Source organism: Streptomyces sp. NPDC043908 (genome assembly GCF_056435525.1).
The window spans coordinates 1-25,079 of record NZ_JBWKEI010000011.1 but is presented as its reverse complement, the minus strand read 5'-3'; the positions used below and the strand labels follow the sequence as shown (position 1 = coordinate 25,079).

Sequence of the window (25,079 nt, the reverse complement as noted above, 5' to 3'; positions counted from 1 at the left end):
AAAAGTCCCCCCTTCCGTGTCCCGCTCTGGTATGACGCCTCGTACGGCAGCACGAAATACCGGCTCGTCCCGGCCGCCGCCGGGCGTGTCCTAGGAGACGACCGGCGCCGCCTCCTGCTCCCCCGCCTTGGCGGGCCTGCGGGTGTGGGTGGGCCAGCCGTCCGCCGGGGGCGGTGCGACCGGGCGCCACCAGGGGGCGGACGGCACGCTCTCCGCGGCGGGCTCGAAGGGCTCGCCCGGGATCGGCAGCGCGATCCTGGCGTCGGCGGCCGCCGCGGCGGCCATCGTGCCCTCGCCCGGCTCGGACCACGGGTGCGGGGCGAGGTTGAAGGTGCCCCAGTGGATCGGGAGCATCAGGCCGTGCGGCCGGCCGCCCTGGAGGTCGAGGTGGGCGCGCATGCCTTCGGCCGGGGTCATGTGGATGTCCGGCCAGAACTCGCTGTAGGCGCCGATCTGGATCATCGTGGCGTCGAACGGGCCGTGCTCGGCGCCGATGGCCGTGAAGCCGTCGAAGTAGCCCGTGTCACCGCTGTGGTAGATCCGGTGCTCGGGACCGGCGACGGCCCAGGACGCCCAGAGGGTGTGCTGCTGGTTGCGCAGGCCCCGGCCGCAGAAGTGGCGCGCGGGGGTGGCGGTGAGGGTGAGGCCGTTGACCTTCGTCGACTCGTTCCAGTCGAGCTCGTGGAGGCGGTCGGCGGGGACGCCCCAGTGCTCCAGGTGGGCGCCGACGCCGAGCGGGACCGCGAACACCGTCCCCGTACCCGCGAGGGCGCGGATGGTGGGCAGGTCCAGGTGGTCGTAGTGGTCGTGCGAGATGACCACCACGTCGACCGGGCCGAGCGAGGCCAGCGGGACGGGCACCGGGTGCAGCCGCTTGGGGCCGGCGAAGGCGAAGGGGGAGCAGCGCTCGCCCCAGACAGGGTCGAAGAGCACCCGGCGGCCGTCGATCTCGGCGAGGACGCTGGAGTGCCCCATCCAGGTGATCCGCAGGCCCGTGGCGGGCGGCCTGGCGAGGTCGGCGAGCGTCGTCGCGTGCACCGGGATGTTGCCCATGGGGGCGCGCAGGGCCCGCTGCTCCTTCTGGAAGTAGATCTTGGCGAACTCCACCATCGACCCCGAGGGACGCGTGCGCGCGCCCTCGGGGTTCTGGAAGACGCCGTCCGCGAAGTTCGGTGAGCGGCGGATCCGCTCCAGGCGGTCCCCCGCCGGGTCGGCCCCGAAGGCGGCGGGGCGCAGCTCGCGCAGCCGGGAGCGGAGTGGGAGCAGAGAACCAGCGCCGGTCACGGCACCTCCTGGGGCTCGGGGGTCATTCCATTATGTGCAACGGGTACGACAACGCGGGAACCGCGCCGTGCGGCGGTGGCACCCGCCGGGGACGGGCTCAGGCGCGCGGCTGCCCGTAGGCGCGCTCGACCCGCAGCCGGAGCACGAGGCGCCGGTCGCGGACCATGGCCCGCCGGTAGTCCTCCCAGTCCGGGTGCTCGCCCTGGACGTCCCGGTAGAGCCGGACCAGCTCCTCGACGGTCGCGTCGTACGGATCGGCGGCCACCGGGGAGAGGTCCGCCACCCCCTCGGCGACGGTCCAGGCCCAGCGGTCGGCGCTGGTGACGTGGTAGCCGGCGCGCGGGTCGCGGCGCAGGTTCCGGGTCTTGGCGCGGTCGTCGGTGAGGGAGACCTTGATCACGCCCTCGTCCGGGTAGTACGCGTGGTTCACGTTGGACAGCTGCGGCCAGCCGTCGCGCTTGAGGGTGGCGAGTACGCCGCCCTTCTCCTGTGCGACCAGCTTGAGCAGGGCTTCCTCGGATGCGTCGAATGCCGTCATGGCCACTGGAACAGCGCGCGCGGGGCTCCGGATTCCCCGGTGGGCCCCCGCGGGGTGAAGGTCGTGTGGGGAGCGCTCGATGACTGTGTGATGGACCTGGCATGACTGTACGGAGCGGATCGGCGGGCCGGGGCCCTAGTCTGGACGCATGTCCACTTCCTCCGACCAGCCTGGTTCCGTACTGCCGGACGCCGAAGCCGCCAACGCGGCGATCCGCGACCTCGTCGAGAGCACGGACCCCGAGGGCGGCTGGCCGTCGGAGGAGTACGAGCGGCTGCTCACGGTGTGGGCGCAGGCCACGACGGCCGACCTCGACGAGGCCGCGTAGCGCCTGCCGGTCCGGCCCGGACCCCCGGCGGCCGTCGCCCGCACGTCCCGTACGTCTCGCAGGTCCGGTGACGTCTCGGGGCGAACCGGTCCGTTGCCGTCCGTCCCGTTGCGGTCCGTGTGACCTCCGGCGATAGGCTCGACCCTCCTTTGTGCCCGCCCGGGCCCGCGTCCCACCGTCACGCGGCACCCCCGGGGCCCCAGAGAACCGCAGGAGAGCGTCCGCCGTGTCCGAGACATCCGAGAACCGCGTACAGGAGCGGGCCGCGGCGGCGCCCGCCCCGGTGGACGACCGCTCCCGGCTGCGGGCCGACTGCGCGAACTGCTTCGGCCTGTGCTGTGTGGCGCTGGCGTTCTCGCGGTCCACGGACTTCGCCGTCGACAAGGCCGCCGGGGATCCCTGCGCCAACCTCCAGCAGGACTTCCGCTGCGGCATCCACGACCGGCTGCGCCCCCAGGGCTTCCAGGGCTGCACGGTGTACGACTGCTTCGGCGCGGGCCAGAAGATCTCGCAGGTCACCTTCGTGGGCCGGAACTGGCGCGAGTCTCCGGACGGGTCGCGGCGGATGTTCGCGGCGCTCCCGGTGATGCGCCAGCTGCACGAGCTGCTCTGGTACCTCGCCGAGGCGGGGAGCCGCCCCGCCGCGCGTCCGGTCCACCGCCGGGCGGCGGCCGAGCGGGAGCGGATCGAGCGGCTGACCCTCAGTGACGTGGACACGCTCCTGGAGCTGGATGTCGCCGAGCTGCGCGCCGGGGTGAACACCCTGCTGCTGCGCACCAGCGAACTGGTGCGCGCCGAGGTCAGGGGCAGGAAGGACCGCAGGGGCGCCGATCTGTTCGGGGCCCGGCTCAGGGGCGCCGACCTGCGCGGCGCGGACCTGCGCGGGGCGTACCTCATCGCGGCCGATCTGAGCGGGGCGGATCTGCGGCTCGCCGATGTGATCGGCGCGGACTTCCGGGACGCCGACCTCGCGGGGGCGGACCTCACGGACTGTCTCTTCCTCACCCAGACGCAGGTCAACGCGGCCCGGGGCGACGACGCCACCGTGCTCCCGGCCGGGCTCGACCGGCCCTCGCACTGGCGCGCGGGGACGGCGGGGCCCGCGGCGCGGTCCGGCGGCGGGGAGAAGGCCCCGGGTACCGCCGGCCGCCGGGGCGGTCCGTCCCGCAGGTCCGGTGGCGCCCGGCGCCGGGGCTCCGGCCCGACCGGATCGCGCCGGTCGTAACCGGTCGGCCTGCGACGCCGCCGTCCCGCAGCCCCGACCCCACTATGCATTGCGTGTATACACCTCGCGTATAGTCCTCAGCATGTTCAGGTCCAGGCCGAAGGGGAGTCGCCTCATGCGCAGCAGCAATTCCGGAGTCCGCCGTGCCCGGGGGCGGTCCGCGGCCGCACTGGTGGCGGTGGCCGCGCTCGGACTGGCGCTGACCGGCTGCTCCGACAACGCCGTCTCGCCGCGCTCGGCCCGCGACGACGCGCTCGACAGCAAGGCCGCGGTCGGCGCCGACGCGGGCGGCGCCACCGGGGTCGACTGCCGCAAGGCCAAGTGCATAGCCCTGACCTTCGACGCCGGGCCGGGCGTCAAGACGCCCCAACTGCTCGACACGCTCAAGGAGAAGAAGGTGCACGCCACCTTCTTCCTGCTCGGCGCGAACCACGTGGAGAAGTACCCCGACACCGTGCGCCGCATCGCGGCCGAGGGGCACGAGGTCGCCAACCACACCTGGTCGCACGAGCGCCTGGACAAGCTCAAGCCCGCCGAGATACGCGCCGAACTCAACCGCACCCAGGAGGCGGTGGCCGCGCTGACCGGCCGCAAGCCCGTCCTGATGCGGCCGCCCCAGGGCCGTACCAACAAGGACGTCACCAAGGTCAGCAAGGAGCTCGGGCTCTCGCAGATCCTGTGGAGCGCGACCGCCAAGGACTACTCCACCAACGACTCGGCCCTGATCACCGAGCGCATCCTCGACCAGGCCGACCGCGACGGCATCATCCTGCTGCACGACATCTACGACGGGACCGTGCCCGCCGTGCCCGGGATCATCGACGCGCTGAAGGCCCGCGGCTTCACCTTCGTGACCGTGCCCCAGCTGCTCGCCCCCGCGGCTCCGGAGCCCGGCCGGCTCTACCGCCCCTGACGACTCCCGCCCCGCCCGGCCGTGCCCGCCCGGCCCGGCGGGTGTCGCGATTTCGCCCTCAGCATGGAGCTGTTCTCAGGACCCCTGCGAGCGGGCAGAGTTGCGGCCATGAAGCTGTTGATACTGGGTGGTACGGAGTTCGTCGGACGTGCCGTGGCCGAATCCGCCGTGGCACGCGGGCACGAGGTGACGGTCTTTCACCGGGGCCGCCACGAGCCACCCGCCGGAGTGCGGGCGCTGCTCGGCGACCGGACGGCCGAGGACGGTCTGGCGGCGCTCGCCGACGGCCGCTGGGACGTGGTGGTGGACACCTGGTCGGGCGCGCCCTCGGCGGTCCGCGACGCCGCGCGGCTGCTGGCGGAGGGCCGCGCCGCCCGGTACGTGTACGTGTCGAGCCGTTCCGTGTACGCGTACCCGGTCCCGGCCGGGGCGGACGAGGGCGCGCCGCTGGTCGACGGGTCGCCGGACGCCGCGGGCGAGGTGGCGTACGCGCAGGCCAAGCGCGGCGGCGAGCTGGCCGCGGTGCGGGAGTTCGGCCCCGACCGCTCGCTGCTGGTGCGCGCCGGGCTGATCCTCGGCCCGTACGAGAACATCGGGCGGCTGCCGTGGTGGCTGGGGCGCGTGGCGCGCGGCGGTGAGGTGCTCGCGCCGGGGCCGCGCGATCTTCCGGTGCAGTTCATCGACGTCCGGGACCTGGCGGAGTGGATCGTGAGCGCCGCCGACTTCGGGCTCTGCGGGCCCTACAACCTGGTCTGCCCGCCGGACCACACCACCATGGGCGAGCTGCTCGACGCGTGTGCGCGGGTCACCGGCGGCGGCGCGGAGCTGCGCTGGACGGCCCCGGAGCCGATCCTGGCCGCCGGGGTGGAGCCGTGGAACCATCTGCCGGTGTGGATTCCGCCGGGTGAGCTGCACGACACGATGCACGGCTCGAACGTGTGGAAGGCCGTGCTGGCGGGGCTCGACTGCCGGCCCGTCGAGGAGACGGTCGCCGACACCTGGGCGTGGCTCGGGTCGCTCGGCGGCGAGGCGCCGCAGCGGCCGGACCGCCCCCGGGTCGGACTGGACCCGGAGACGGAGCGGAAGCTGCTGCACGGCTGAGCCGTGCGGGCGCCGCCCTCGGGGCGGTCCGTCGGTGACGCCGTCGGCCACGGAGGGCCGACTGGGCTGATGACCCGTCAGAGAGGCAGCAGGTCGGGGCGCTTGGGCTCCACGTGGTCGCCCGAGCTCTCGCCCCGCAGGCGTCGTCCGATCCACGGCGCCAGGTGCTCGCGCGCCCACTGGATGTCGTCGCGCCGCACCTCCAGGGTGCCGCGCGGCGGCTGCGGCGGCCACGGCTGGTCCGGGTCGGCCGGCACCGCGAGCCCGAGCACCTGGGCGGCGCGCAGCGCGACCCGGGTGTGCCCCTCGGGCGACAGGTGGAGCCGGTCGCCGTCCCACGCCCGCCTGTCCTGCACGGACTTCAGCGACCACAGGTCGAGCACCGGGCACCCGTAGCGGTCCGCGATGGAGCGCACGTGCGCGGTGTACGTCGCCACCTTGCCGCGCAGATGCTTGAAGACCGGAATCCCGCGCGTGTCGAACCCGGTGGTCACCATCACCGTCGGGATCGTGCTCTTCAGGTCCGCGACCGCGCGCTCGAAGCGCTCGGCCACGTCGTCCGGGTCGCTGCCCGGCCGGATGATGTCGTTGCCCCCCGCGCAGAAGGTCACCAGGTCGGGCGCGAGTTCCTTGGCCCGCGGCACCTGCTCCTCGACGATCTGGTCGAGGAGCCTGCCGCGGACCGCGAGATTGGCGTAGCGAAAGGCCCCCTCCGGTCGCTGATCTGCCAGTAGCACGGCGAACCTGTCCGCCCAGCCGACGAACGCCCCGTCCGGGCCGGGGTCGCCGACGCCTTCCGTGAAGCTGTCGCCGATCGCCGTGTACGACCCGAACGTACCGCTGTTGAATGATCTCGAATCGTCTGCCACGGGACCATATCTTTCCCCTACCGGTGTGACCTACGCGACCGTAAGGAGGGGTTGACGGTGGGTGATATAGACCACCCGGTCAGTTTCGCCCAGCGGGAATACGCCGAATACCTCCGGCGCACCGGACAAATCCGGGGCCGACCGGCTTCGTCAGAGGGCCGCGCCCTGCTGCCTGAGATAGGCGATCGGGTCGACGTCCGAGCCGTAGTCGGGCGTGGTGCGGATCTCGAAGTGCAGGTGCGGGCCGGTGACGTTGCCGGTGGCGCCGGAGAGTCCGATCTGCTGGCCCGCGGTCACGGTCTGCCCGGCCGAGACGGAGAGCTGGGAGAAGTGGGCGTACTGGGAGTACATGCCGTCGGCGTGCCGGATGACGACCTGGTTGCCGTAGGCCCCGCCCCAGCCGGCCGAGACGACCGTGCCCGGGCCGACGGCCCTGACCGTGGTGCCGGTCTCCGCCGCGAAGTCGACGCCGGTGTGGTAGCCGCTGGACCACATGGACCCGGCCATGCGGTACGGGGTGCCGATGCTCACGCTGTCGAGCGGCGCGCGGAAGCCGGTGGAGGAGCCCTGGTCCGCGGTGGTGGAGGTGTTCGTGGCCGGGGCGGGCGAGGACGGCGCCGGGGTGCGGGGCGCGGGGGACGCCGCCTTCGTGCCGGACTCGTGCGTGGTCGTCCTGGCGGAGCCGTGCGGCGCGCCGGTCCTGGCCTTGGCGCCGAGCACGAGCTTCATGCCCGGGCGGATCAGCGCCGGGTCGGCGCCGACGACCTCGCGGTTGTCCCGGTAGAGCCGCTGCCAGCTGCCGAGCCGGTGGTCCTCGGCGATCCGCGAGAGGCAGTCGCCGCTCTTGACCTTGTACGTGGTCGGGGCGGCCTGGGGCGCGGCGGCGGCGAGGGTCCCGGTGGTGCGGGCGGCCTGCTGGGGCGCGGTGGCGGGGGCGGCGGTCTGCACGGCGGCGTGTGCGCCGGTGGCGCCGAGCAGCGGGATGGCGAGCGCGGCGCCACCCGTTCCGGCGGCGGCGATGCCCCGGGATATCGGGCTGGACTTGGGACGGCGGTGCTTACCCTTCGCGGGCATGGCGGATTCCTCTCCGGCGCCTGCGAGGTGAGCTGTCGGGTTCGGGCTGGAGATGCCCGGCCGGGCACCGGTCACGGTGCTTCGGCTTCACCCCGAGCCGTGCCGGAATTCCGGACGGCGCTTACCTGGGTCCCCCGCTCCTGCCACGCGTGGATGGGTGCGGATTCCGAGCGGTGGCAGGATTCGGCGGTCCACTCGGATTGCGGTGACCGTAAGCGAGCCCGGTGGGCCACGACAAGTGCCGATTTCCCTTCGGCATTCCCGGCCGGGAATTCCTACGGGAATCGCGGTCACCCTGCGTCGACCGTCATTCCCAACGGGCCCGGCCGGACGGGGGAATTCATCCGGGACCGCCACCACGGAACGTCACGGATATGACGCTGCTCACGGGTAATCCCCCTTTCCCGAGCGGGAGATGGACAGGGGTCACCAAATCGCCCCATAAGGGCGAAAGTTCTGCCCCTCTTCACCCCTCTCCCCCACCACCGCCCCACTCTGCCCGTTTTGCTCACATGCGACCGGAAAGCAACCGGACCCGTCCGCCATCCCCGGTCTGGATCATCCCGAGCCCCAGGACCGCACAGGTACACACAGGCGCCAACGGCGGCGCCGGCATCGGGACAGGACTTCGCGCGGGGCAATGGGCGCGAAGGGGTCGCATTCCGGCCAGACGATCGAGATGATTGCCCCGGGAACCCATGTCGTATCGTCGGGACCGAGGCGGCGTGATCTTCTTTCGACCCCCATCAGGAGCCAACGTGACCCAGCAGACTCCGCAGATCCCTTCGACCGAACCCGAGCTCTCCGGCGTCCGCAACTTCCGTGACGTGGGCGGACTGCCGACCGTGGACGGCCGGCGGCTGCGGTACGGACGGCTCTTCCGCAGCGGCCACCTCGCCCACGCGACCGCGCAGGACGCGGCCTTCCTCGCCTCGCTCGGCCTCCACACCGTCTTCGACTTCCGCAACGCGGCGGACCAGAAGCTGGAGGGCCCGGACGTGGAGCTGCCGGGGGTGCGCAACGTGAACATACCGCTGACGGACCCGGCGGACGGGGCGGAGTTCTGGAAGATGGTCCGCGACGGCGACATCGACCAGCTGCGGTCGGTGCTCTCCGAAGGCCGGGGCGCCGAGCGGATGGCGCGCTCGTACCGCACGATCATCCGCCAGCGCACGGCCGAGCACAGCAGGGTGCTGCACGCGCTCGCCGAGGACAGCGTCCCGGCCCTGATGCACTGCGCGGCGGGCAAGGACCGCGCGGGGCTGTCCATCGCGGTGGCGCTGCTCGCGGTGGGCGTCGAGCGCGACGCCATCGAGGCCGACTACCTCAAGTCCAACGACCCGCACCGCCGTTACAAGATGCACCGCAGCGACAGCTCCCCCGCCGGCCTGAGCACCGAGGTCGTGGAGCTGCTCAACCCCCTCTTCGACGCCCGCGCCGGCTATCTCGACGCGGCCTTCGAGACCATCGAGGAGACCTGGGGCAGCACCGAGCGCTACCTCTCCGAAGGCCTCGGGCTCTCCCCCGAGACCCGTGAGCGGCTGCGCGAGCGGCTGGTCGAGGACGCCGTCTAGGGGGCGCGCCCGGTCACTTGCCGACCGTGAACAGCAGGTAGAGGAAGGCCGCGAAGATGTGGCCCGCGATCAGATAGGCGAACAGCCGGACCACGAGACCCCGGGGGAACTTCGTCTCCCGGGTGTCGACGCCGGACCGTCCCTGGTTCTGCGACATGTCGTACCTCTCAGCCGTGCGGATGGTGCGGATGCGGATCGGGGCTCTGGAGCAGGGTGTGGACGAACAGGAACGCGGCCCCGCCGTGCGAGACGGCGGAGATCCGGTGCGGGGTGAGCGAGTCGAAGTGCGCGCTGTCGCCGGGGTCGAGCTCGTGCGTGGCGTCGCCCAGGGTGAGCCGCAGCCGCCCGGACAGGACGTGCAGCCACTCCTCGCCCGGGTGGACGCGGACGAGCTCGCGCTGGGTGCCGTACGGGACCTCGACGCGCAGGGCCTGCATGGCGCGGCCGGGGTGCCCGGCCCGGTGGTAGGTCCAGCCGTCGGCCTCGGCGGGCTCGGCCCGGCCGCCCCGGATGACGGGCTCGCGTCCGGGCGCCATCTCGCCCAGCAGCTCCGAGACCGTCGTACCGTAGGTACGCGCGAGCGCCAGCAGCATCGGCAGCGAGGGCTGGCGGGCGCCCGTCTCCAGGCGGGAGAGGTGCGCCGGCGAGAGACCGGCCCGCGGGGCGGCGGCCTCCAGGGTGAGACCCCGGCGGCGGCGCAGTTCGCGCAGGCGCGGGGCGACATCGGGGAGGGCGGGGCCCGCTGGCTCCCCGGCGCCTTCGGCGGGAGTGCTCATGCACTCCATTCAGTCAGGGCATTGCCTCTGGGGCAACTTTTTTGCCCCAGAGGCAAATCCTCCGTGCCCTTCACCAGGATCGAACGCGCGGCTGGCCTGCTCTGAGGGTTCACAGCCGTCCGTCGGCGTCCGGCGGCATTCGCCGGGGTTGTCACTCAGTTGGACACTCACTGTCGCACTCACGCCTGGTGAGCAGCGACGTGAGGTACTGAGCTAGCTGCCGCTATTCGTTCCTGTTCGTGTCAGCTGCTGGTGTCACGTTGGGTGCCGCTGCCCTACGGCGCCGCCATGCCGTGCGCGCTCGTCGGGCAGCCAGGGTCACGAGACCGATCAGCCCCGCGCTGAGGATGTTGACGGACAGATCTTGTACCAAGCTCCGCATGAGGGGTGTGGACGCGCCGAGGGGCCGGTTCGCGCATCGCACTCCTTATGTAGAGGATCAGCAAGGTACGACGTTAACGCTGGCAATGCCCCGGCCCGAAGCAAGGTCCAGCGGTAAAGGCGCATTCACGCCTTGCACCGTGCTGGGCTCGCTTCCTCGATCCGTGAGCAGACATAGCTGTGCTGTCGAAGTGGCCGGCGCTCTGGCGCGTCGCCGCGCTTCAGCTAGCGCGTTCTCGACTGGGATGCCTTGCTGTGCCGCCGTACGAACCCGAGCGATGACACACGCGCGGGAGAACTCAGAACGTACACCTGGTCTGTTCAGCCGGACCAGAACGGCTACCTGGATAGTGGTGAACCTCAGACCGCAGCTCTCACAGAGGCGGAGTCGCCTGGTCGAAGTGCCATCGTGGCTGGTCACAACGCGCAGAACGCTGGTGGGCACGGAGCATGAAGGACAATGCACTTGCCCTCCTGCTCGCGGGTAGAGGCTGCCGACGAACTAGATGCTACGGCGCTCCGGCCGCGAGGGTGAGAGATCTCGTGAGGTCGGCGGAGCGGCTTTGGCCGGTGTCCTGCCCGGTTTGGGGTTGAGCATGATCAGGGGGCCGTACGCTTGCCAGCTACTCGGGCAGGCTTGCCTCCTGCCCGCAATGTGTCCGAGTGGCCCCCTGGTCTTGCTCAACGCGGGACCCGAACCGGGGAGGTGGGTAAAGCCGTGGAGCCGACCGTCCCCCACCCCGGCCTTGCATTTTTCGCCCCCTCGGGCGCGCCGGGCGACGGCGCGCGGCCCCGGTGGCGCAGACAAGGAGGGGCAAGCGCGGCGGCGGCCGGCGGCGCCGCCGCGCTGTGCGCGGCACCCTGCGATCTCTGATCGCACTACCTCTGTAGTTCAGGAGGCCGGAACGCAGACGCTCTCGCGTTTAGTGTGGTGATCTCCCGGCGACCACCGTTCCTCGGGCCGGTAGGCGTGGCGTTGTAGCTGTCCGGGGCCGCTCGACGCATTGGAGGGCGGAGGCGAGCCGACCCATGGTGCGGCCGGCGGCGGCTACTGATCTGAACTACCCGTGTCCGGTCGGCGCGACCGGGCAGCGAGCGCAGCGAGCCTTGAACCCGTAGAGAAGGTTTTTACTCACCCCGCTCCGGACGATGAGTGATCGCGCTCTGTCGCCTGTCAGGGGCTGCGGCTACGCTGGTGCGGGCCAGTTGATGACGTCAGGGAGTGTGCTCAGCCAATGGGACCCAAGTCGCTTCGGGCCTACCGCGCGATTCGTGAACGGGTGGCGTCAGGTGAGTACAAGCCGGGCGAGAAGATCCCTTCCGAGCGCAAGCTGGAGACCGACCTAGAGATCGGGCGGACGCAGCTTCGTGTTGTGCTGGCGAAGCTGGTGGAAGAGCGCATCCTGGAGCGGAATGCGCGAAGCTCGTATCGAGTGCCATCCCGAGACGTGAGCATCGAGCGCCCGGGGGAGCTGGAACCCTGGCAGATTCACGGTGAGCGCGTCGTCTATGACAATCGATGGGTCAAACTGGCACTTGTAGACGTGGAACCGCCGGGAGTTGAGCGGTTCGAGCATCACGTCGTACGACTGCACCACGTCGCCATCTCGGCGGTTCTCGACGACAACGACCGGGTGCTCATGCTCTGGCGCTACCGTTTCGTTCCCGACAAGTGGGGCTGGGAACTCCCGGGCGGCATCGTTGACGAAGGCGAGGAGCCGCAAGCGACCGCGATGCGGGAGTTCGAGGAAGAGACTGGATGGCGCCCACAGTTCTTGGAGCATGTGGTCACCTATCAGCCCATGGTCGGCATGGTCGATTCGCCCCATGAGATCTTCGTCGGACGGGGAGCGGAGCACATCGGTGATCCCACGGACGTTGAAGAGGCCGGGCACGTGGCATGGGTGCCGCTCTCTGATATCCCCGGCTTGATGGCAAGAGACGAATTGATGGGTTCGGGCACGCTCGTTGCCCTCCTACACCTGCTCGCTTCGCGAGGGGAGTCCGCTGCTACAGCCGCTGGGTGAGCTGCTCCACGCGTCGGCGCTGCCGTACTGAACCGGTGCGGTTCGCGAGCAAACGAGCTTGGCGTAGATGCTCCTGGGCCTGGTCGAATTCCCCGCGCGCTGCATGCGCTTGGGCCAGATCGCATCGGAGACCGGCGGTGGCTCGGATGAACGTAGGGTCTGCCGCGTCGAGCGCCGCGTAGAGGCTACTTAGTGCGTCATCGTCACCCAAGAGGGCGAGTGCGTTCCCATGCCATCGGGCTAAGTGCCCACCATTCAGAAAGATGCTCAGCATGTCGGGGTCGCGGGCCTCGTCACCGTCGGGAAGGCAGGCAAGGGCACTATCCAGCGCGCGGCGGCAATCGTCGGCCAGGCTGGCCTTTGCGCACAGTTCGGCTTCCGCCGCGAAGAGCCAGGTGCGGAGCCGTGGCGACACGTGCTGACCACCCAATCGCTGGGCCTCGCGGACAAGATCTACCGCCATTTCTGGCCGGCCAGCCTCGTTGAGTACGTACGCCTGCTCTGCGGTGGCATGCGCTAGATACATCGGCTCTTCGGCCTCTTGGGCTGCCCGTTTGCCGAGTTCGTAGTGTCGCCATGCGCGCTCGACGGATCCAGCATCAAGAGCCTGCCATGCGGCTAGAGTTGCCGCTCCGGCTAAAGCGAGGGCTACCGGCCTGCGGGTCTCGGGAAGTACTGCGAAAGTGAGCGCTTCCTCCAGGGTCGCCAAGTGTCCGGTCATCTGATCAACGAGGCTTGAAGCGCCCATCTGACGGTCGACAGTCCGCAGGAGCTCGGTCTGATCCATGAATGTCTTGACCATGGTCAGACTCACACTTCGGGCGGAGTCAATACGACTGATCAGCTCGCTGTACCCGCCGACCTCGACAGATGCCGCCGACGGTGCATGCCTGCCGTACAGCTCATCGTCAGTGACTCCAAGCAACGGGCGAAGGATCCTCGCGTAGCGCTCGCTGAGCTGCCGTTTCCCGTTCTCCCACTCTGAGACATAGACGTGCAGGCTCGCAGTCGAAGCGACATCGAGCATGTGTTGTCGGGCGTATCGCTCGATCTCACGCACCAGCCGCTGTTGTGACCATGCGCGCGCGTTCCGTACGTCCCGCAGCCGATTGGACACCTGCACCGCCTCGCATGTGTGGCCGTCAGCCCTTCCCAGCAGCATGCCTCACATCGGTGCAGGTCGGCAGGGGTTAACACGTGCCTCGTTAACTTCTGTTGGCTACCGGCGCGTTGAGCGACGGAGTTCCCTGGAGTTGTTGCAGGAAGGCGAGTTGCCAGCCTGATGGCGACACCCCGTTGACATCTGGTGCGCACCAGATGCATCCTGCTGGTGCGCACCAGATGGGAACACAAATAGCCCCCTGGCACTCGCCGAGAGGGCTCATCCTCCAACTCCAGGAAGCGGCGCCCTACCGCCAAGCAAGTCACCGCTTCCGCCCCAAACAGGGAGCTTCCATCATGCCATCCTTCAAGATCGACACTCAGACCGCTGTCGTGTTCGTCGCGGTGGAGCCGAAGCCGAAGGTGATCAACAAGCAGACTGAAGAGGTCGCGATCGACCGGGAGACCGGTGCGAAGCTGATGACGGTCGGCCTGACCATCGCTGATGAGGGTGAGGCGAACCTCTTCACCGTGACGATCCCGGAAACCGGGGTGCCCTCCGGGCTGACGCTGGGCCTGCCGGTCAAGGTCATCGGGCTCAGGGCCCGGGACTGGGAGAACACGTTCAACGGTGAGAAGCGGTTCGGGATCGCGTTCCGTGCCGTGGCGCTGGTCGCCCCGTCCGCGTCCGCTGCCTCCTCGTCCAAGGGCTGATTGCCATGGGTGGGGGTGTGCTCTTAGCGCTGGTGGTCCTGGCCGTGGTGCTGCTGCGGGTGGCCCGGCTCAAGGCCCCGGCCGTGTACTGGGTGCTGGTGGGTCTTCCGGCTGCGCTGGGCCGGGTGCTCTCGTCCTACCGAGCCACGATGGAAGCCTGTGAGCTGACCGTGGCCCCGCCGTGGTGGCGGGTCTTCTCCAAGGGCGCGAATGGCTCGGGGCAGGTTCCGCCGGGCATCCCCCTGATTCGTGGCATCCGGCCGACCGCTACCGGAGTGCGGTTGCGGATGCGGCTTGCGGCAGGGCTGGAGCCGGCTCATGTGGTGAAGTCGGCTGAGCGTCTGCGGCACGCCTGGGGCGTCCACTCCGTCCACGTGTCCGTCATCAAGCCGGGCGTGGTGGAACTGCGGCTGACGGGGTTCGATGTCCTGGCACGGGTGCGCATGCCGCGCCGCCTGGTCGCCGGTCCGCTCTCTGCCGTGGTCGGCGTGCGCGAGGACGGGCGCCCGTTCGTGCGGGACTTCCGCACGATCCCCCACAGCCTGACCCTGGGGGCGAACGACTCGGGTAAGTCGATGTACCAACGCTGCCTCATCAAAGCCCTCGCCCCGCTGGATGTCGCACTGGTGGGCATCGACTGCAAGCGCGGGGTGGAACAGTCCCCCTTCGCCCCACGGCTGACAGCCCTGGCCACCAGTCCCCAGGACGCTGACGGACTGCTGTCCGCGCTGGTGGGCGAGATGGAAGACCGCTTCGACGTGCTGTGCCTGCACCAGGGCATCACCCCGGGCACTGCCCTGGAAGACATCACCTCCGACATCTGGGGCCTGCCCGCCAAGCTGCGCCCCGTTCCGGTGGTCGTGCTGATCGATGAGATCGCGGAACTCTTCCTCACCAGCTCCCGCGCCGATACCGAGCGCCGGGACCGCATGGTCACCCAGCTGATCCGGTACGGACAGCTCGCCCGCGCGGTCGGCATGTACCTGGAGATCAGCGGGCAGCGTTTCGGCTCCGAACTCGGCCGTGGTGCAACCGCCCTGCGCGCTCAGCTCACCGGCCGTGTGGTGCACCGCTGCAACGACAAGCAGACCGCCGAAATGGGCCTCGGTGATGTGGACGAGCTGGCCGTACTGGCTGCCACGAGCATCCCGCCCGAGCGGCGCGGCATGGCGGTAGCCGGGGATTCCTCCGGCGGCTGGTCCCGCATCCGCACCCCGTACACGACCTTGGGCGAGGCGGCGGGTGTGTGCCGCCAGTTCGCCCACCTCACCCCGCACCTTCCGGCCCTGGATGCCTGGCGCCCGGCCGCCATCGAAGCCGCCGCCTCCTCCCGCATCCCGTAGCCCTTCGCATCCCCGGTCGGCGCGGCCTCTCGCGCCAGGTCCCTACCCGCTCCATGCCCGAAAGGGGAGAGCCATGGTCACCAAGAAGACCACCACCCGTCGCCCCGCCAAACCGACTGCTTCCGCGCCGTGCCCGGACTGCAAGAGCGACGGGCAGACCTCCGAGACGTTCTTGGTCGGCGGTCGCAAGAAGCGCGAGAGCACGGCCCGCCAGGAAGCGCTGTGCATGACCTGCCTCGGCACGGGCGACGCCCCCGCCACCTGATCACCGCCGGGACCGGGCGGCAGGAGATTACTTCCCCGCCCGGCCCCGGCCACCAGCCGAGAGGACGCACGCGATGTGCAATGAGAACGGACAAACGCCAAGTGCAGAACCGCAGGCGCTGAACTCCGACGAGGCTCCCACGCTGCTGGAACTGGCCCGCATCGCTGAACAGGCGATGGCTAACGGGTCGGGGGAGATCGACGACCTGTTTCCCGATGCGGTGTGGCAGTGATGGCCCGCCCCACGCTCCGTCCCGATGCTCTCCTAGTCCAAGCGGTGATCGCTGGTTCCCTGTCGTTCGCCCACCTGCACGACATCGCCGCCGCTGCCGGACAGGACGGCTGGAAAGCCTGGGCCTACCCCATCAGCGTGGATCTGCTGCTGGTCGCCGCGTGGCACCGGCTGCGGACCCTGCGCGCTACTGGCGGGCCGACGGGCGCGGCCTGGACGTGGTTCACCGTCGCCCTCGCCGCATCGCTGGGCGCCAACGTCGCCACCGCCGGACTCCTGAACCTGTCCGCTGTTCCGGCCTGGCTGCGGATCCTCGTCGCCGGATGGCCCGCGCTGGCCTTCCTCGGCGGCACCCTCCTCGTCCACACCCCGGCTGCCGCGACCGCCACCCCGGCGCCTGAGCCGCTGCCCGAACCGCCCGCTCCCGTGCCGCCCGCCCCGGTCATCGAGCCGTTACCCGAGGCGGTCACCGCCCCGGAGCCTGCCTCGCCTCTGCCCGCCGGCCGTTTGGCGGATCTTCCCCCGGCCCTGGTGGACCACGCCCGGAAGGTCGCTGACGCGCACCGCACCACCACCGGCCGCCCGATCGACGCGGCCACCCTGTCCGACCGCCTGGGCCTGCCCGCCCCGATGGCCACCCAACTCGCCACGCACTTCGCCTGACCTGGAAGGAGAACCGCCATGGACGTACCCCTGTGGCTCGCCCTGATCGTCATCGGCTGGCTCGGCATCAAACTCACCCGCCCACCGGCCTGGCTCGTCGCCGTGCTCCTCCTCGGCGGCTTCCTGCTCGCCGGAAGCGACTTCGCCCCCGCCATCAACGACGCCCTCAACCCGTAACCCACCCCGGAAGGAGAACACCGATGATCCGCCCCAAAGTCCCCGCCAACCCGCTCCCGGCCACCATCCAGAACCTGACCACCCCGGTCGTCTACCAGCCCCAGCCGCTCACCCCGGCGCCCTGCCACTGCCAGCACCCCACGCACACCCCGGCACCGGCCCCGGCCACGCCCACGTCGCATCTGTCCCCGGCCGGTGTCCTGGCCGTGATCGGCGGCGGCACCGCCGTGGTTCTCGTCCTCGGCGCGGTCCTCGTCTCGCTCCTGCTGGCCGTGGCGATCACCGGCGCCTCGGTCGCCATCTGCGCGCTGGTCGTGCGCTCGCTCATGAACTCCCAGCGCCCGACGCGCTGAGCGGCCCTCCGGGCGGTCTCAACCGCCAAGTCCAGCCCGCCCGGACGGCCCTTCCCTTCCCGATCCAACGGACCCGAAAGGCACACCCATCATGCCCCAGCACCACCCCACCCCGGCCCGCGTCTGCCCCGACTGCGACGGCTTCGCCGCCGCCGCCATCACCACCGGAACCGTGGACCGGTTCGGCCGCCGCCGCACCGTCCGCGTCTTCTGCCCGGCCTGCCGTGGCACCGGCCACACGCTCACCCTGCGCCCGCAGTACCGGGCGGTGACGGCATGAGCCTCCTGAACTGGCGCTCCGGCGACCACTTCGACCACACCGGGGACTGCGCCTGCACCCAGTGCGGCAAGCCCACCCCGCTGCGCGCCCACTCCGGCGAACCGGTCCACAAGGTGTGCGCGGAGGACTGGAACGACAACCACCCCGCCGCCCCGCGTCACCTGCACGACGGCCGGGACCTGGGCACCCGCCGCTACCACTCCGACCCGCCCCGCAATCACAGCAAGGACGGGTCCCGATGACCACCACCATCACCCCAGCCGCCTGCCACTGCCAGGGCACCACGGTCACCAGCCACTGCCCCACTTGCCGGGGCACCGGCACTCACCCGGCCCGCACCGTGGTGGTGACCCATGTCTGACCTCACCCCCGCCCCCGGCCTCCCCGGGGCAGGTGCGCGCGGGCTGCGCGTTCTGGATGCGTTCTGCTGCCAGGGAGGCGCCGGCAAGGGTTACGCGGACGCTGGGTTCGACGTCACCGGTATTGATCTCGCACCCCAGCCCCGCTACCCCTTCACGTTCGTCCAGGGCGACGCCGTTGCCTTCATCCGCGAGCACGGCGCAGATTTCGACTTCATCCACGCCTCACCGCCCTGCCAGGGAGACAGCGACTGCCAGCGCTTGCAAGGCAACACCCACCCCGATCTGATCGCACCCACCCGCGCCGCACTGGAGTCCACCGGGCGGCCGTGGGTGATCGAGAACGTACGGGGCGCGCTGCCCAAGCTCTACGCCCCCTTGCTGCTGTGCGGGCCCATGTTCGGCCTTGAGACCTACCGCCACCGCTACTTTGAGACCGGCGGCGGCTTCGCCTTCACCCAGCCCCGCCACCCTCGCCACACCGCACCCCAGGCCAAGATGGGCCGCCCGGTCCCGCCCGGCCACTTCGGCCAGTACATCGGCAACTTCTCCGGCGTCAGCCAGGCCCGCACCGTGATGAGCGTCCCGTGGATGAACCGCGACGGCATCCGCGAATGCATCCCCCCGGCCTACACCCGCCACATCGCCGGCCACTACCTCGCTGCCCGCACCCTGGAGGCAGCGTGACCACCACCACGCCCCCTGCCGGGGAACTCGCCTACCTCGCCCGCCTGGGCACCATGCCCGGCCTCATGGCCCAGCTCCGGAGCCTGGGCGGCTGCGCCAACCCGGTCCGCCTCGACGGACACCGCACCGAACACACGGTGAACACCACCACAGGACAGATCGGCCCCGTCCTTTCCCACATCACGGCGGCCGGCCTTCCCGCCGGACACCTCCTCGTACGGTGCAACAACCGCCGGGCCACGCGCTGTGCCTCGTGTGCGGAGACCTACCGCCGCGACGCCTACCAACTGATCACCGCCGGGCTCAAGGGCGGCAAAGGCACCCCGGCCGACGTGGCCACCCACCCCCGCGTGTTCGCCACGTTCACTGCCCCCGGCTTCGGCCCCGTCCACAACCGGCCCGCCTCCGGCCGCTGCCGCTGCGGCCTCCAGCATCCGGACGATGCAGAGGAGTTAGGCACCCCGCTTGATCCCGAACGCTACGACTACGAAGCAGCCGTGCTGTGGAACGCGCACGCCTCGAAGATCTGGGCCCGCTTCTCGATCTACCTGCGCCGGGAGGTCGCCAAGCGGGCCGGACTGACCCAACGCGAGTTCGCGGAACACGCCCGGATCTCGTTCGCCAAGGTCGCTGAGTACCAGAAGCGGGGTGCGATCCACTTTCATGCCGTGATCCGCCTCGACGGGACAGCGGGCGGTGCTGCCCTGCCGCCGTGCTGGGCGACGGCCGCACTTCTCACCGACGCGATCAAGGCTGCCGCTCGTGCAGCGTCCGTGCCCGGCCCGGTTGTCAACGGCCGCACGCATTCCTTCGCCTTCGGCCGACAGCTCGACATCCGCATCATCCGCTCGGCCGACTTCGCCACCGGCACCGAACTCACCGACCGGGCGGTCGCCGCCTACATCGCCAAGTACGCCACCAAGGGAGCCGAAACCGCCACCGGCACCCTGGACCGGCCGATCAGGTTCCTGGCCGAACTGGCCCGCATGCGCATCCCCGAGCACGCCCGCCGCATGATCCGCACCGCCTGGACGCTGGGCGCCCGCAAGGACCTCGAACACCTCCGACTGCGGGCCTGGGCTCACATGCTCGGCTTCCGAGGCCACTTCCTGACCAAAGGGCGTCGCTACTCCACCACCTTCGCCCTCCTGCGTGCTGCCCGTGCCGAATGGCGCCGCCAGCAAGCCGCCCAAGCCCAGGCCGAACACCACCCCGCCCCGGACCTACCGGCCGACGAAACCACCCTCGTCCTCACCCACTGGACCTTCGCCGCAACCGGCCTCACCCGAGCCGAAGAATGGCTCGCCGCTGGCATGGGAGGCGGTGACGCGGATGAGTGACGACTTCCTGACCGTGGCTGAGGTCGTGTGCAAGCTGAAGATTGGCAAGTCCGCCGTGTACGACCTCCTCCGCACGGGTCGGCTGCCGTCCATCAAGGTCGGCCGCTGCCGTCGCATTCCATTGGACGGCTACCGCGCGTACGTCGCATCCCGCCCGAATGGCTGGGGGGCTGCCTGATGGCCAAGCGACGCAGCCGGGGTGACGGCGGACTTCACTGGGATGACAAGCGCCAACGCTGGATCGCCACAGCCAGCCTCGGTTACGACCCGAGCGGCAAGCGGATCGTGAAGCGCGGCAGCGGCCGTACCAAGACTGAGGCGAAGAACAAGCTCAAGGCGATTCTTCGGGACTCGGATGACGGATTGCCAATCGCACCGAACCGCTACACGGTCAAGGACGCGGTGGACGACTGGTTGGCGTACGGGCTGGCTGGGCGGGATCAGGGCACCCTCGGTACCAACACCAGCCTGTGCAAGAGGCACGTGATCCCCGCCCTGGGGGCGCGCAAGCTGCGGGACCTCAGCGCGGATGACGTGGACAAGTGGTTGGCGGTGAAAGCCAGTGTCCTCAGCACGCGCAGCCTCCGGGCGATCCATTCGTGCCTGAACCGAGCTGTCAAGCGGGCCATGGCTCGGGACAAGGTCAAGCGCAACGTCGTCGAGCTGTGTTCCATCCCCACCGGGCGTCCCGGCCGACCGTCGAAGTCGCTGTCGTTGGCCCAAGCGGAGGCGGTCCTGGCTGCTGCGGAAGGCACAGTGTTTGGCGCGTACTTCGTCGTGTCGCTGCTGACCGGTGGCCGTACGGAGGAAATGCGACCTCTCCGCTGGGATCACGTTGACTTTGACGGGGACCCGGATGCGGTTCCGGAGATCCCGCCGCACATCGCGGTTTGGCGCTCGGTCCGTAGAAGCGGTGATACCAAGACCAAGAAGTCCCGCCGGACCTTGGCGCTGCCCCAACGCGCAATCGACGCGCTCAAGGTCCACCGTGAGCACCAGGCACAGCAACGGGCGGCGGCCGGTGACCACTGGCAGGAACACGGTCTCGTCTTCACGTCGGCAGTCGGTACACAGCTCACCGCTGCCGACATGCGCCGGGAATTGCGCCTGATCCTGGAACGGGTTCCGAAGATCAAAGCGGACGACTGGACGACACGCGAACTGCGTACCTCCTTCGTGTCGATCCTGTCGGACAAGGGCATCCCGCTCGAAGAGATCTCCCGGCTCGTCGGCCACTCCAGCACGGCGGTGACCGAAGAGGTATACCGGAAGCAGATCCGGCCCGTGATCCAGACCGGGGCCGTGGCCATGGACGAAATCTTCCGAACGTCGGCGTCACCGGAGCCCTAGTCACGCAGATAGTCACGCACACACGATCAAGGCCACCCAGGAACCTTCCCGGGTGGCCTTGACCTTGTGTTTCCTAGTGCCGGTGGCGGCCCGTGGGATCACTGGTCTTTCTCCCAGAGGCAAGAAGCGCTACCGGTTGGCTACCGCCTGCTGAACCAGGGTGCGCCCGAAGTCCCACATCAGGCCACCCCCGCCGTGTGCGTCGTCCATCACGGCCGTGAACGCCTCGACGAAGCGGTCCACCTCGCGCTCGCCGATCGTCAGCGGCGGAATCAGCTTGATCACCTCCAGATGGTCCCCGGAGACCTGGGTGAGGATGCGGTGCTTCTGGAGCAGCGGGACCACGACCATCTGCGCGAACAGGCCCTTGCGGGCGGCCTGGAGCATGGTCCAACGCCCGCGCAGCCGGATCGAGGAGGGCTTGCCGAACTCGATGCCGACCATCAGGCCGCGCCCGCGCACGTCGTGCAGCAGCTCGTAGCGGCCGACCAGCGCGGCCAGCCTGGACTTCAGGAGTTCGCCGGTGGCGCGCGCGTTGGCGACGACCTCCTCGTCCTCCATCACCGCGAGCACCGCGAGGCCCGCCGCCATCGCCTGGGCGTTGGAGCCGAAGCTCGCGGAGTGGACCAGGACCCGGTCCATCGACGAGTAGACCTTCTTGAAGATCCACTCCTTGCCGAGGGTCGCCCCGACGGGCACGTACCCGCCGGAGAGCGCCTTGGCGACACAGACCAGGTCCGGCTCGACGCCCTGCTCGTGCTGGTAGGCGTAGAAGTCGCCGGTCCTGCCGAGACCGGTCTGCACCTCGTCCGCGATCAGCAGCGCCCTGTGCCGGTGGAGCAGCTCCTGCGCGGCGAGCAGATAGCCGGGCGGCGCCTCGTGGACGCCCTTGCCCTGGATCGGCTCGACGATCAGCGCGGCCACGTCCCCGTGCTTCAGCTCCCGCTCCAGGGCGGCGAGATCGCCGAGGGGGACGGCCGTGTCGGGCAGCAGCGGGGCGAAGCCGTCGCGGAAGCCGGACTCGCCGTTGACGGAGAGGGAGCCGGTGGTCAGCCCGTGGAAGGCGTGGGAGCAGTACAGGACCCTGGGCCTGCCGGTGGCGTACCGGGCGAACTTCAGGGCGGTCTCCACCGCCTCCGTACCGCTGTTGCCGAAGAACACCCGGTCCAGGTGCGGGCTGTGGGCGAGCAGCTTCTCGGCGAGCAGGCCGGGCAGCGGCTGGCAGTCGAAGCGGGTGAGGTCGGCGAGCGAGGCGTCGAGGACGTCGTGGAGCGCCTTGCGCACCACGGGGTGGTGGCGGCCCAGGCCCATGACCCCGAACCCGGCGAGCATGTCCAGGTAGTCCTGGCCTTCCGCGTCCCAGAAGTACGCGCCCTCGGCCCGCTCGTAGACCTTGTCGAAGCCGATGGTGTGCAGCATCCGCGGCAGCTGGTGGTTGAGGTACTTCGTGTGCAGCTCGTAGCGCTCGCCGCCGCGTTCGGCGAGGAGCCGGGCCAGGTCGAAGCCCTTGGGTCCGCCGTCGGTCATCCGTCATGTCCCTTCTCGGCCGCCGCTGCGGCGTCCTGGCGCGCCGCGAGGGCGGCGCTGATCCGTCCCGCGATCTCCACCGGGGTGAGCCCGATGTCGGCGAGGACCTCGGCGCGCTTGGCGTGCGCGAGGAACTGCTCGGGGATGCCGAAGGCGCGCAGCGGGGTGTCCACCCCGGCGTCCCGCAGCGCCTGCCCGACCGCCCAGCCGACGCCCCCGGTACGGCAGTTGTCCTCCACGACCGCGACCAGCGCGTGCCGCTCGGCCAGCGGCGCGAGCTGCTCGTCGACGGGCTTGACCCAGCGGGGGTCCACCACCGTGCACCGGATGCCGCGCCCGGCGAGCAGGTCGGCGGCCTGGAGGCAGACGGGCGCGAGCCCCCCGACCGCCACCAGCAGCACCTCGGCGTCCTCGTCCCGGCGCAGCACGTCCATCGAGCCGATCCGTCCGAGGACCGCGAGGTCCGGGCCGACCGCCTCCTTGGGGAAGCGGAGCACGGTCGGGGCGTCGTCGACCTCGACCGCCTCGCGCAGCTGGGCCCGGAGCTGGGCCGCGTCGCGCGGGGCGGCGATGCGCAGACCGGGCACGACCTGGAGGACCGACAGGTCCCACATGCCGTTGTGGGAGGCGCCGTCGACTCCGGTGACACCGGCCCGGTCCAGGACGAACGTCACTCCGCACCTGTGCAGGGCCACGTCCATCAGGACCTGGTCGAAGGCGCGGTTGAGGAAGGTGGCGTAGACGGCGACCACCGGGTGCAGCCCGCCGGTGGCGAGCCCGGCCGCCGAGACGGCGGCGTGCTGCTCGGCGATCCCGACGTCCCAGACCCGGTCGGGGAAGCGCGCCGCGAACTCGGTGAGCCCGGTGGGGTGGAGCATGGCGGCGGTGATCGCCACGATGTCCTCGCGCTCCTCGCCGAGCGCCGCCAGCTCCTTGCCGAACACCGAGGTCCAGGAGGGGCCGCCGGCCGGGGTGAGCGGGACGCAGGTCAGCGGGTCCATGGCGCCGACGGCGTGGAAGCGGTCGGCCTCGTCGTCCAGGGCGGGCTGGTAGCCGCGGCCCTTCTCGGTGAGGCAGTGCACCAGGACGGGGCCGTGGAAGCGTTTGGCGCGCCGCAGCGCCGACTCGACGGCCTCGATGTCGTGCCCGTCGATGGGTCCCACGTACTTCAGCCCCAGATCCTCGAACATCCCCTGCGGCGCGACGGCGTCCTTGAACCCCTTCTTGGCGCCGTGCAGCGACTCGTAGAGCGGGCGTCCGAGCACCGGCGTCTGCTGGAGCACCTGTTTGCCCCAGGCCAGGAACCGTTCGTAGCCGTCGGTGGTGCGCAGGGTCGCCAGGTGGTCGGCGAGGCCGCCGATGGTGGGGCCGTAGGAGCGCTCGTTGTCGTTGACGACGATGATCAGGGGCCGGTCGCGGGCGGCGGCGATGTTGTTCAGCGCCTCCCAGGCCATACCGCCGGTCAGGGCGCCGTCGCCGATGACCGCGACGACGTGGTCGTCCCTCTTCAGGACCTCGTTGGCCTTGGCGAGGCCGTCGGCCCACCCGAGCACGGTCGAGGCGTGACTGTTCTCGATGACGTCGTGCTCGGACTCGGCGCGCGAGGGGTAGCCGGAGAGGCCGCCCTTGGAGCGCAGCTTCGAGAAGTCCTGCCGCCCGGTGAGCAGTTTGTGTACGTAGCTCTGGTGCCCGGTGTCCCACAAGACGCGGTCGACGGGCGAGTCGAAGACCCGGTGGAGGGCGATGGAGAGCTCCACCACCCCGAGGTTCGGGCCCAGGTGGCCCCCGGTCCGCGCCACCGCCTGGATCAGGAACTCCCTGATCTCCTGCGCCAGCGCGGGGAGTTCGGCGCTCTGAAGCGCCTTCAGGTCGTGCGGCCCCCGAACATTCTCCAAGATCGTCACGCTGGAGCCCCCTTCGGATCCCGTTCAGCTCTCGGTGGTTGCGGTCAGCCCCGTGCGGTGACGCTGGGGACGCCGGAGGCGGCGCCCTCTCCCTCCATCCGCTCCGCGATCTTCATCGCTTCCTCGATCAGCGTCTCCACGATCTTCGACTCCGGGACCGTCTTGATGACCTCGCCCTTCACGAAGATCTGCCCCTTGCCGTTGCCGGAGGCCACCCCCAGATCCGCCTCACGCGCCTCACCCGGCCCATTCACCACACACCCCATCACCGCGACCCGAAGCGGCACCTCCATGCCCTCCAGACCCGCCGTGACCTCCTCCGCCAGCTTGTACACATCCACCTGCGCCCGCCCGCACGACGGACACGACACGATCTCCAGACGCCGCTGACGCAGGTTCAACGACTCCAGGATCTGCATCCCCACCTTGATCTCCTCCGCCGGCGGCGCCGACAGCGACACCCGGATCGTGTCCCCGATCCCCTGGCTCAGCAGCGCCCCGAACGCCACCGCCGACTTGATCGTCCCCTGGAACGCCGGACCCGCCTCCGTCACCCCCAGATGCAGCGGATAGTCACACTGCGCCGCCAGCTGCCGGTACGCCTCGACCATCACCACCGGATCGTTGTGCTTCACCGAGATCTTGATATCCCGGAAATCATGCTCCTCGAACAGCGACGCCTCCCACAACGCCGA

General features: G+C 70.3%; 31 protein-coding genes and 1 riboswitch. Of the genes, 20 read left to right on the top strand and 11 right to left on the bottom strand.

Translation table 11 applies throughout. The features are described 5' to 3' along the window. Positions 1-90: 90 nt before the first annotated feature. Together AC069K_RS23745 and AC069K_RS23740 are read right to left on the bottom strand one after the other, a co-directional pair. Positions 91-1,284, bottom strand: coding sequence for an MBL fold metallo-hydrolase (locus AC069K_RS23745; protein ID WP_478619510.1), 1,194 nt, complete (start codon positions 1,282-1,284; stop codon positions 91-93). A 97-nt stretch (positions 1,285-1,381) separates the two neighbouring features. Further along, a complete protein-coding gene (locus AC069K_RS23740; RefSeq protein WP_478619507.1) occupies positions 1,382-1,822 on the bottom strand; it encodes a TIGR03618 family F420-dependent PPOX class oxidoreductase in 441 nt (146 codons plus the stop codon). Between the two features lie 148 nt (positions 1,823-1,970). Between AC069K_RS23740 and AC069K_RS23735 the strand changes: the two genes are divergently transcribed. The 4 genes from AC069K_RS23735 to AC069K_RS23720 all read left to right on the top strand — a co-directional run bounded on the left by AC069K_RS23735 (position 1,971) and on the right by AC069K_RS23720 (position 5,389). Continuing rightward, complete coding sequence (locus tag AC069K_RS23735; RefSeq protein WP_358834403.1) at positions 1,971-2,150, top strand: hypothetical protein; 180 nt, start codon at positions 1,971-1,973, stop codon at positions 2,148-2,150. Between the two features lie 226 nt (positions 2,151-2,376). Beyond that, positions 2,377-3,375 carry a pentapeptide repeat-containing protein gene (locus tag AC069K_RS23730; RefSeq protein ID WP_478619502.1) on the top strand — a complete coding sequence of 333 codons (999 nt, stop codon included), beginning with the start codon at positions 2,377-2,379 and terminating at the stop codon, positions 3,373-3,375. A 115-nt stretch (positions 3,376-3,490) separates the two neighbouring features. After that, on the top strand, positions 3,491-4,288 hold the full coding sequence (locus tag AC069K_RS23725; RefSeq protein ID WP_365109491.1) for a polysaccharide deacetylase family protein: 798 nt from the start codon (positions 3,491-3,493) through the stop codon (positions 4,286-4,288). 108 nt (positions 4,289-4,396) lie between these two features. Next, the gene (locus tag AC069K_RS23720; protein ID WP_478619499.1) at positions 4,397-5,389 is read left to right on the top strand and encodes an NAD-dependent epimerase/dehydratase family protein; all 993 of its coding nucleotides are present in this window, start codon (positions 4,397-4,399) and stop codon (positions 5,387-5,389) included. A gap of 77 nt (positions 5,390-5,466) precedes the next feature. Here the strand turns inward: AC069K_RS23720 and AC069K_RS23715 are convergent, their stop codons facing one another. Beyond that, positions 5,467-6,258, bottom strand: a complete 792-nt coding sequence (locus tag AC069K_RS23715; RefSeq protein ID WP_365109485.1) for an SGNH/GDSL hydrolase family protein — start codon at positions 6,256-6,258, stop codon at positions 5,467-5,469. A gap of 150 nt (positions 6,259-6,408) precedes the next feature. Then, the gene (locus AC069K_RS23710) at positions 6,409-7,332 is read right to left on the bottom strand and encodes a LysM peptidoglycan-binding domain-containing M23 family metallopeptidase (RefSeq protein ID WP_478619495.1); all 924 of its coding nucleotides are present in this window, start codon (positions 7,330-7,332) and stop codon (positions 6,409-6,411) included. Between the two features lie 4 nt (positions 7,333-7,336). Continuing rightward, a riboswitch (cyclic di-AMP (ydaO/yuaA leader) is annotated at positions 7,337-7,502 on the bottom strand. Positions 7,503-8,090: 588 nt separating this feature from the next. Between AC069K_RS23710 and AC069K_RS23705 the strand changes: the two genes are divergently transcribed. Beyond that, positions 8,091-8,906 (top strand): tyrosine-protein phosphatase, encoded by an 816-nt coding sequence (locus AC069K_RS23705; protein ID WP_478619492.1) that lies wholly within the window; start codon positions 8,091-8,093, stop codon positions 8,904-8,906. Between the two features lie 13 nt (positions 8,907-8,919). On the opposite strand, the gene AC069K_RS23700 is transcribed toward AC069K_RS23705, so the two are convergent. The 3 genes from AC069K_RS23700 to AC069K_RS23690 all read right to left on the bottom strand — a co-directional run bounded on the left by AC069K_RS23700 (position 8,920) and on the right by AC069K_RS23690 (position 10,529). Beyond that, positions 8,920-9,063 carry a DUF6126 family protein gene (locus AC069K_RS23700; RefSeq protein ID WP_365109476.1) on the bottom strand — a complete coding sequence of 48 codons (144 nt, stop codon included), beginning with the start codon at positions 9,061-9,063 and terminating at the stop codon, positions 8,920-8,922. 10 nt (positions 9,064-9,073) lie between these two features. Continuing rightward, positions 9,074-9,682, bottom strand: coding sequence for a helix-turn-helix domain-containing protein (locus AC069K_RS23695; RefSeq protein WP_478619488.1), 609 nt, complete (start codon positions 9,680-9,682; stop codon positions 9,074-9,076). 439 nt (positions 9,683-10,121) lie between these two features. Continuing rightward, positions 10,122-10,529 carry an NrdR family transcriptional regulator gene (locus tag AC069K_RS23690; protein ID WP_478619485.1) on the bottom strand — a complete coding sequence of 136 codons (408 nt, stop codon included), beginning with the start codon at positions 10,527-10,529 and terminating at the stop codon, positions 10,122-10,124. Between the two features lie 769 nt (positions 10,530-11,298). On the opposite strand from AC069K_RS23690, the gene AC069K_RS23685 reads away from it, so the two are divergent. After that, positions 11,299-12,090, top strand: coding sequence for an NUDIX domain-containing protein (locus AC069K_RS23685; protein WP_478619482.1), 792 nt, complete (start codon positions 11,299-11,301; stop codon positions 12,088-12,090). Here the strand turns inward: AC069K_RS23685 and AC069K_RS23680 are convergent. Beyond that, positions 12,074-13,117 carry an XRE family transcriptional regulator gene (locus tag AC069K_RS23680; RefSeq protein WP_478620031.1) on the bottom strand — a complete coding sequence of 348 codons (1,044 nt, stop codon included), beginning with the start codon at positions 13,115-13,117 and terminating at the stop codon, positions 12,074-12,076. The genes AC069K_RS23685 and AC069K_RS23680 overlap by 17 nt on opposite strands. A 431-nt stretch (positions 13,118-13,548) precedes the next feature. Between AC069K_RS23680 and AC069K_RS23675 the strand changes: the two genes are divergently transcribed. From AC069K_RS23675 to AC069K_RS23610, 14 genes are all read left to right on the top strand, one after another. After that, positions 13,549-13,905, top strand: coding sequence for an SCO3933 family regulatory protein (locus AC069K_RS23675; RefSeq protein ID WP_478619479.1), 357 nt, complete (start codon positions 13,549-13,551; stop codon positions 13,903-13,905). Positions 13,906-13,910: 5 nt separating this feature from the next. Further along, positions 13,911-15,248 carry an FtsK/SpoIIIE domain-containing protein gene (locus AC069K_RS23670; protein WP_478619476.1) on the top strand — a complete coding sequence of 446 codons (1,338 nt, stop codon included), beginning with the start codon at positions 13,911-13,913 and terminating at the stop codon, positions 15,246-15,248. A 73-nt stretch (positions 15,249-15,321) separates the two neighbouring features. Further along, positions 15,322-15,513, top strand: a complete 192-nt coding sequence (locus AC069K_RS23665; protein WP_478619473.1) for a hypothetical protein — start codon at positions 15,322-15,324, stop codon at positions 15,511-15,513. 73 nt (positions 15,514-15,586) lie between these two features. Then, positions 15,587-15,745: a hypothetical protein gene (locus AC069K_RS23660; RefSeq protein ID WP_478619470.1), complete on the top strand. Its 159-nt coding sequence runs from the start codon at positions 15,587-15,589 to the stop codon at positions 15,743-15,745. Continuing rightward, positions 15,745-16,407 carry a DUF2637 domain-containing protein gene (locus AC069K_RS23655; protein ID WP_478619467.1) on the top strand — a complete coding sequence of 221 codons (663 nt, stop codon included), beginning with the start codon at positions 15,745-15,747 and terminating at the stop codon, positions 16,405-16,407. The genes AC069K_RS23660 and AC069K_RS23655 overlap by 1 nt, the downstream gene beginning before the upstream one ends. An 18-nt stretch (positions 16,408-16,425) precedes the next feature. Beyond that, on the top strand, positions 16,426-16,584 hold the full coding sequence (locus AC069K_RS23650) for a hypothetical protein (protein ID WP_478619464.1): 159 nt from the start codon (positions 16,426-16,428) through the stop codon (positions 16,582-16,584). 23 nt (positions 16,585-16,607) lie between these two features. Then, entirely contained in the window at positions 16,608-16,937 is a 330-nt protein-coding gene (locus AC069K_RS23645) for a SpdD-like protein (RefSeq protein WP_478619461.1), read from the top strand. A 91-nt stretch (positions 16,938-17,028) separates the two neighbouring features. Then, the gene (locus AC069K_RS23640; protein ID WP_478619458.1) at positions 17,029-17,217 is read left to right on the top strand and encodes a hypothetical protein; all 189 of its coding nucleotides are present in this window, start codon (positions 17,029-17,031) and stop codon (positions 17,215-17,217) included. Next, positions 17,214-17,459, top strand: coding sequence for a hypothetical protein (locus tag AC069K_RS23635; protein WP_478619455.1), 246 nt, complete (start codon positions 17,214-17,216; stop codon positions 17,457-17,459). The genes AC069K_RS23640 and AC069K_RS23635 overlap by 4 nt, the downstream gene beginning before the upstream one ends. After that, on the top strand, positions 17,456-17,578 hold the full coding sequence (locus AC069K_RS23630) for a hypothetical protein (protein WP_478619452.1): 123 nt from the start codon (positions 17,456-17,458) through the stop codon (positions 17,576-17,578). Before AC069K_RS23635 ends, AC069K_RS23630 begins: the two co-directional genes overlap by 4 nt. Beyond that, positions 17,571-18,263 carry a class I SAM-dependent methyltransferase gene (locus AC069K_RS23625; RefSeq protein ID WP_478619449.1) on the top strand — a complete coding sequence of 231 codons (693 nt, stop codon included), beginning with the start codon at positions 17,571-17,573 and terminating at the stop codon, positions 18,261-18,263. Before AC069K_RS23630 ends, AC069K_RS23625 begins: the two co-directional genes overlap by 8 nt. Positions 18,264-18,316: 53 nt before the next feature. Then, positions 18,317-19,603, top strand: coding sequence for a replication initiator (locus AC069K_RS23620; RefSeq protein WP_478620028.1), 1,287 nt, complete (start codon positions 18,317-18,319; stop codon positions 19,601-19,603). Continuing rightward, a complete protein-coding gene (locus AC069K_RS23615) occupies positions 19,596-19,781 on the top strand; it encodes a helix-turn-helix domain-containing protein (protein WP_478619446.1) in 186 nt (61 codons plus the stop codon). The genes AC069K_RS23620 and AC069K_RS23615 overlap by 8 nt, the downstream gene beginning before the upstream one ends. Continuing rightward, on the top strand, positions 19,781-20,953 hold the full coding sequence (locus tag AC069K_RS23610; protein WP_478619443.1) for a site-specific integrase: 1,173 nt from the start codon (positions 19,781-19,783) through the stop codon (positions 20,951-20,953). Before AC069K_RS23615 ends, AC069K_RS23610 begins: the two co-directional genes overlap by 1 nt. A gap of 129 nt (positions 20,954-21,082) precedes the next feature. Here the strand turns inward: AC069K_RS23610 and AC069K_RS23605 are convergent, their stop codons facing one another. The 3 genes from AC069K_RS23605 to AC069K_RS23595 all read right to left on the bottom strand — a co-directional run. Next, a complete protein-coding gene (locus AC069K_RS23605; RefSeq protein WP_478619440.1) occupies positions 21,083-22,480 on the bottom strand; it encodes an aspartate aminotransferase family protein in 1,398 nt (465 codons plus the stop codon). Continuing rightward, on the bottom strand, positions 22,477-24,384 hold the full coding sequence (dxs, locus tag AC069K_RS23600; protein WP_478619437.1) for a 1-deoxy-D-xylulose-5-phosphate synthase: 1,908 nt from the start codon (positions 24,382-24,384) through the stop codon (positions 22,477-22,479). Before dxs ends, AC069K_RS23605 begins: the two co-directional genes overlap by 4 nt. Before the next feature lie 44 nt (positions 24,385-24,428). Next, positions 24,429-25,079: flavodoxin-dependent (E)-4-hydroxy-3-methylbut-2-enyl-diphosphate synthase (locus tag AC069K_RS23595; RefSeq protein ID WP_478619434.1), on the bottom strand; the 651-nt coding region annotated here is incomplete at its 5' end.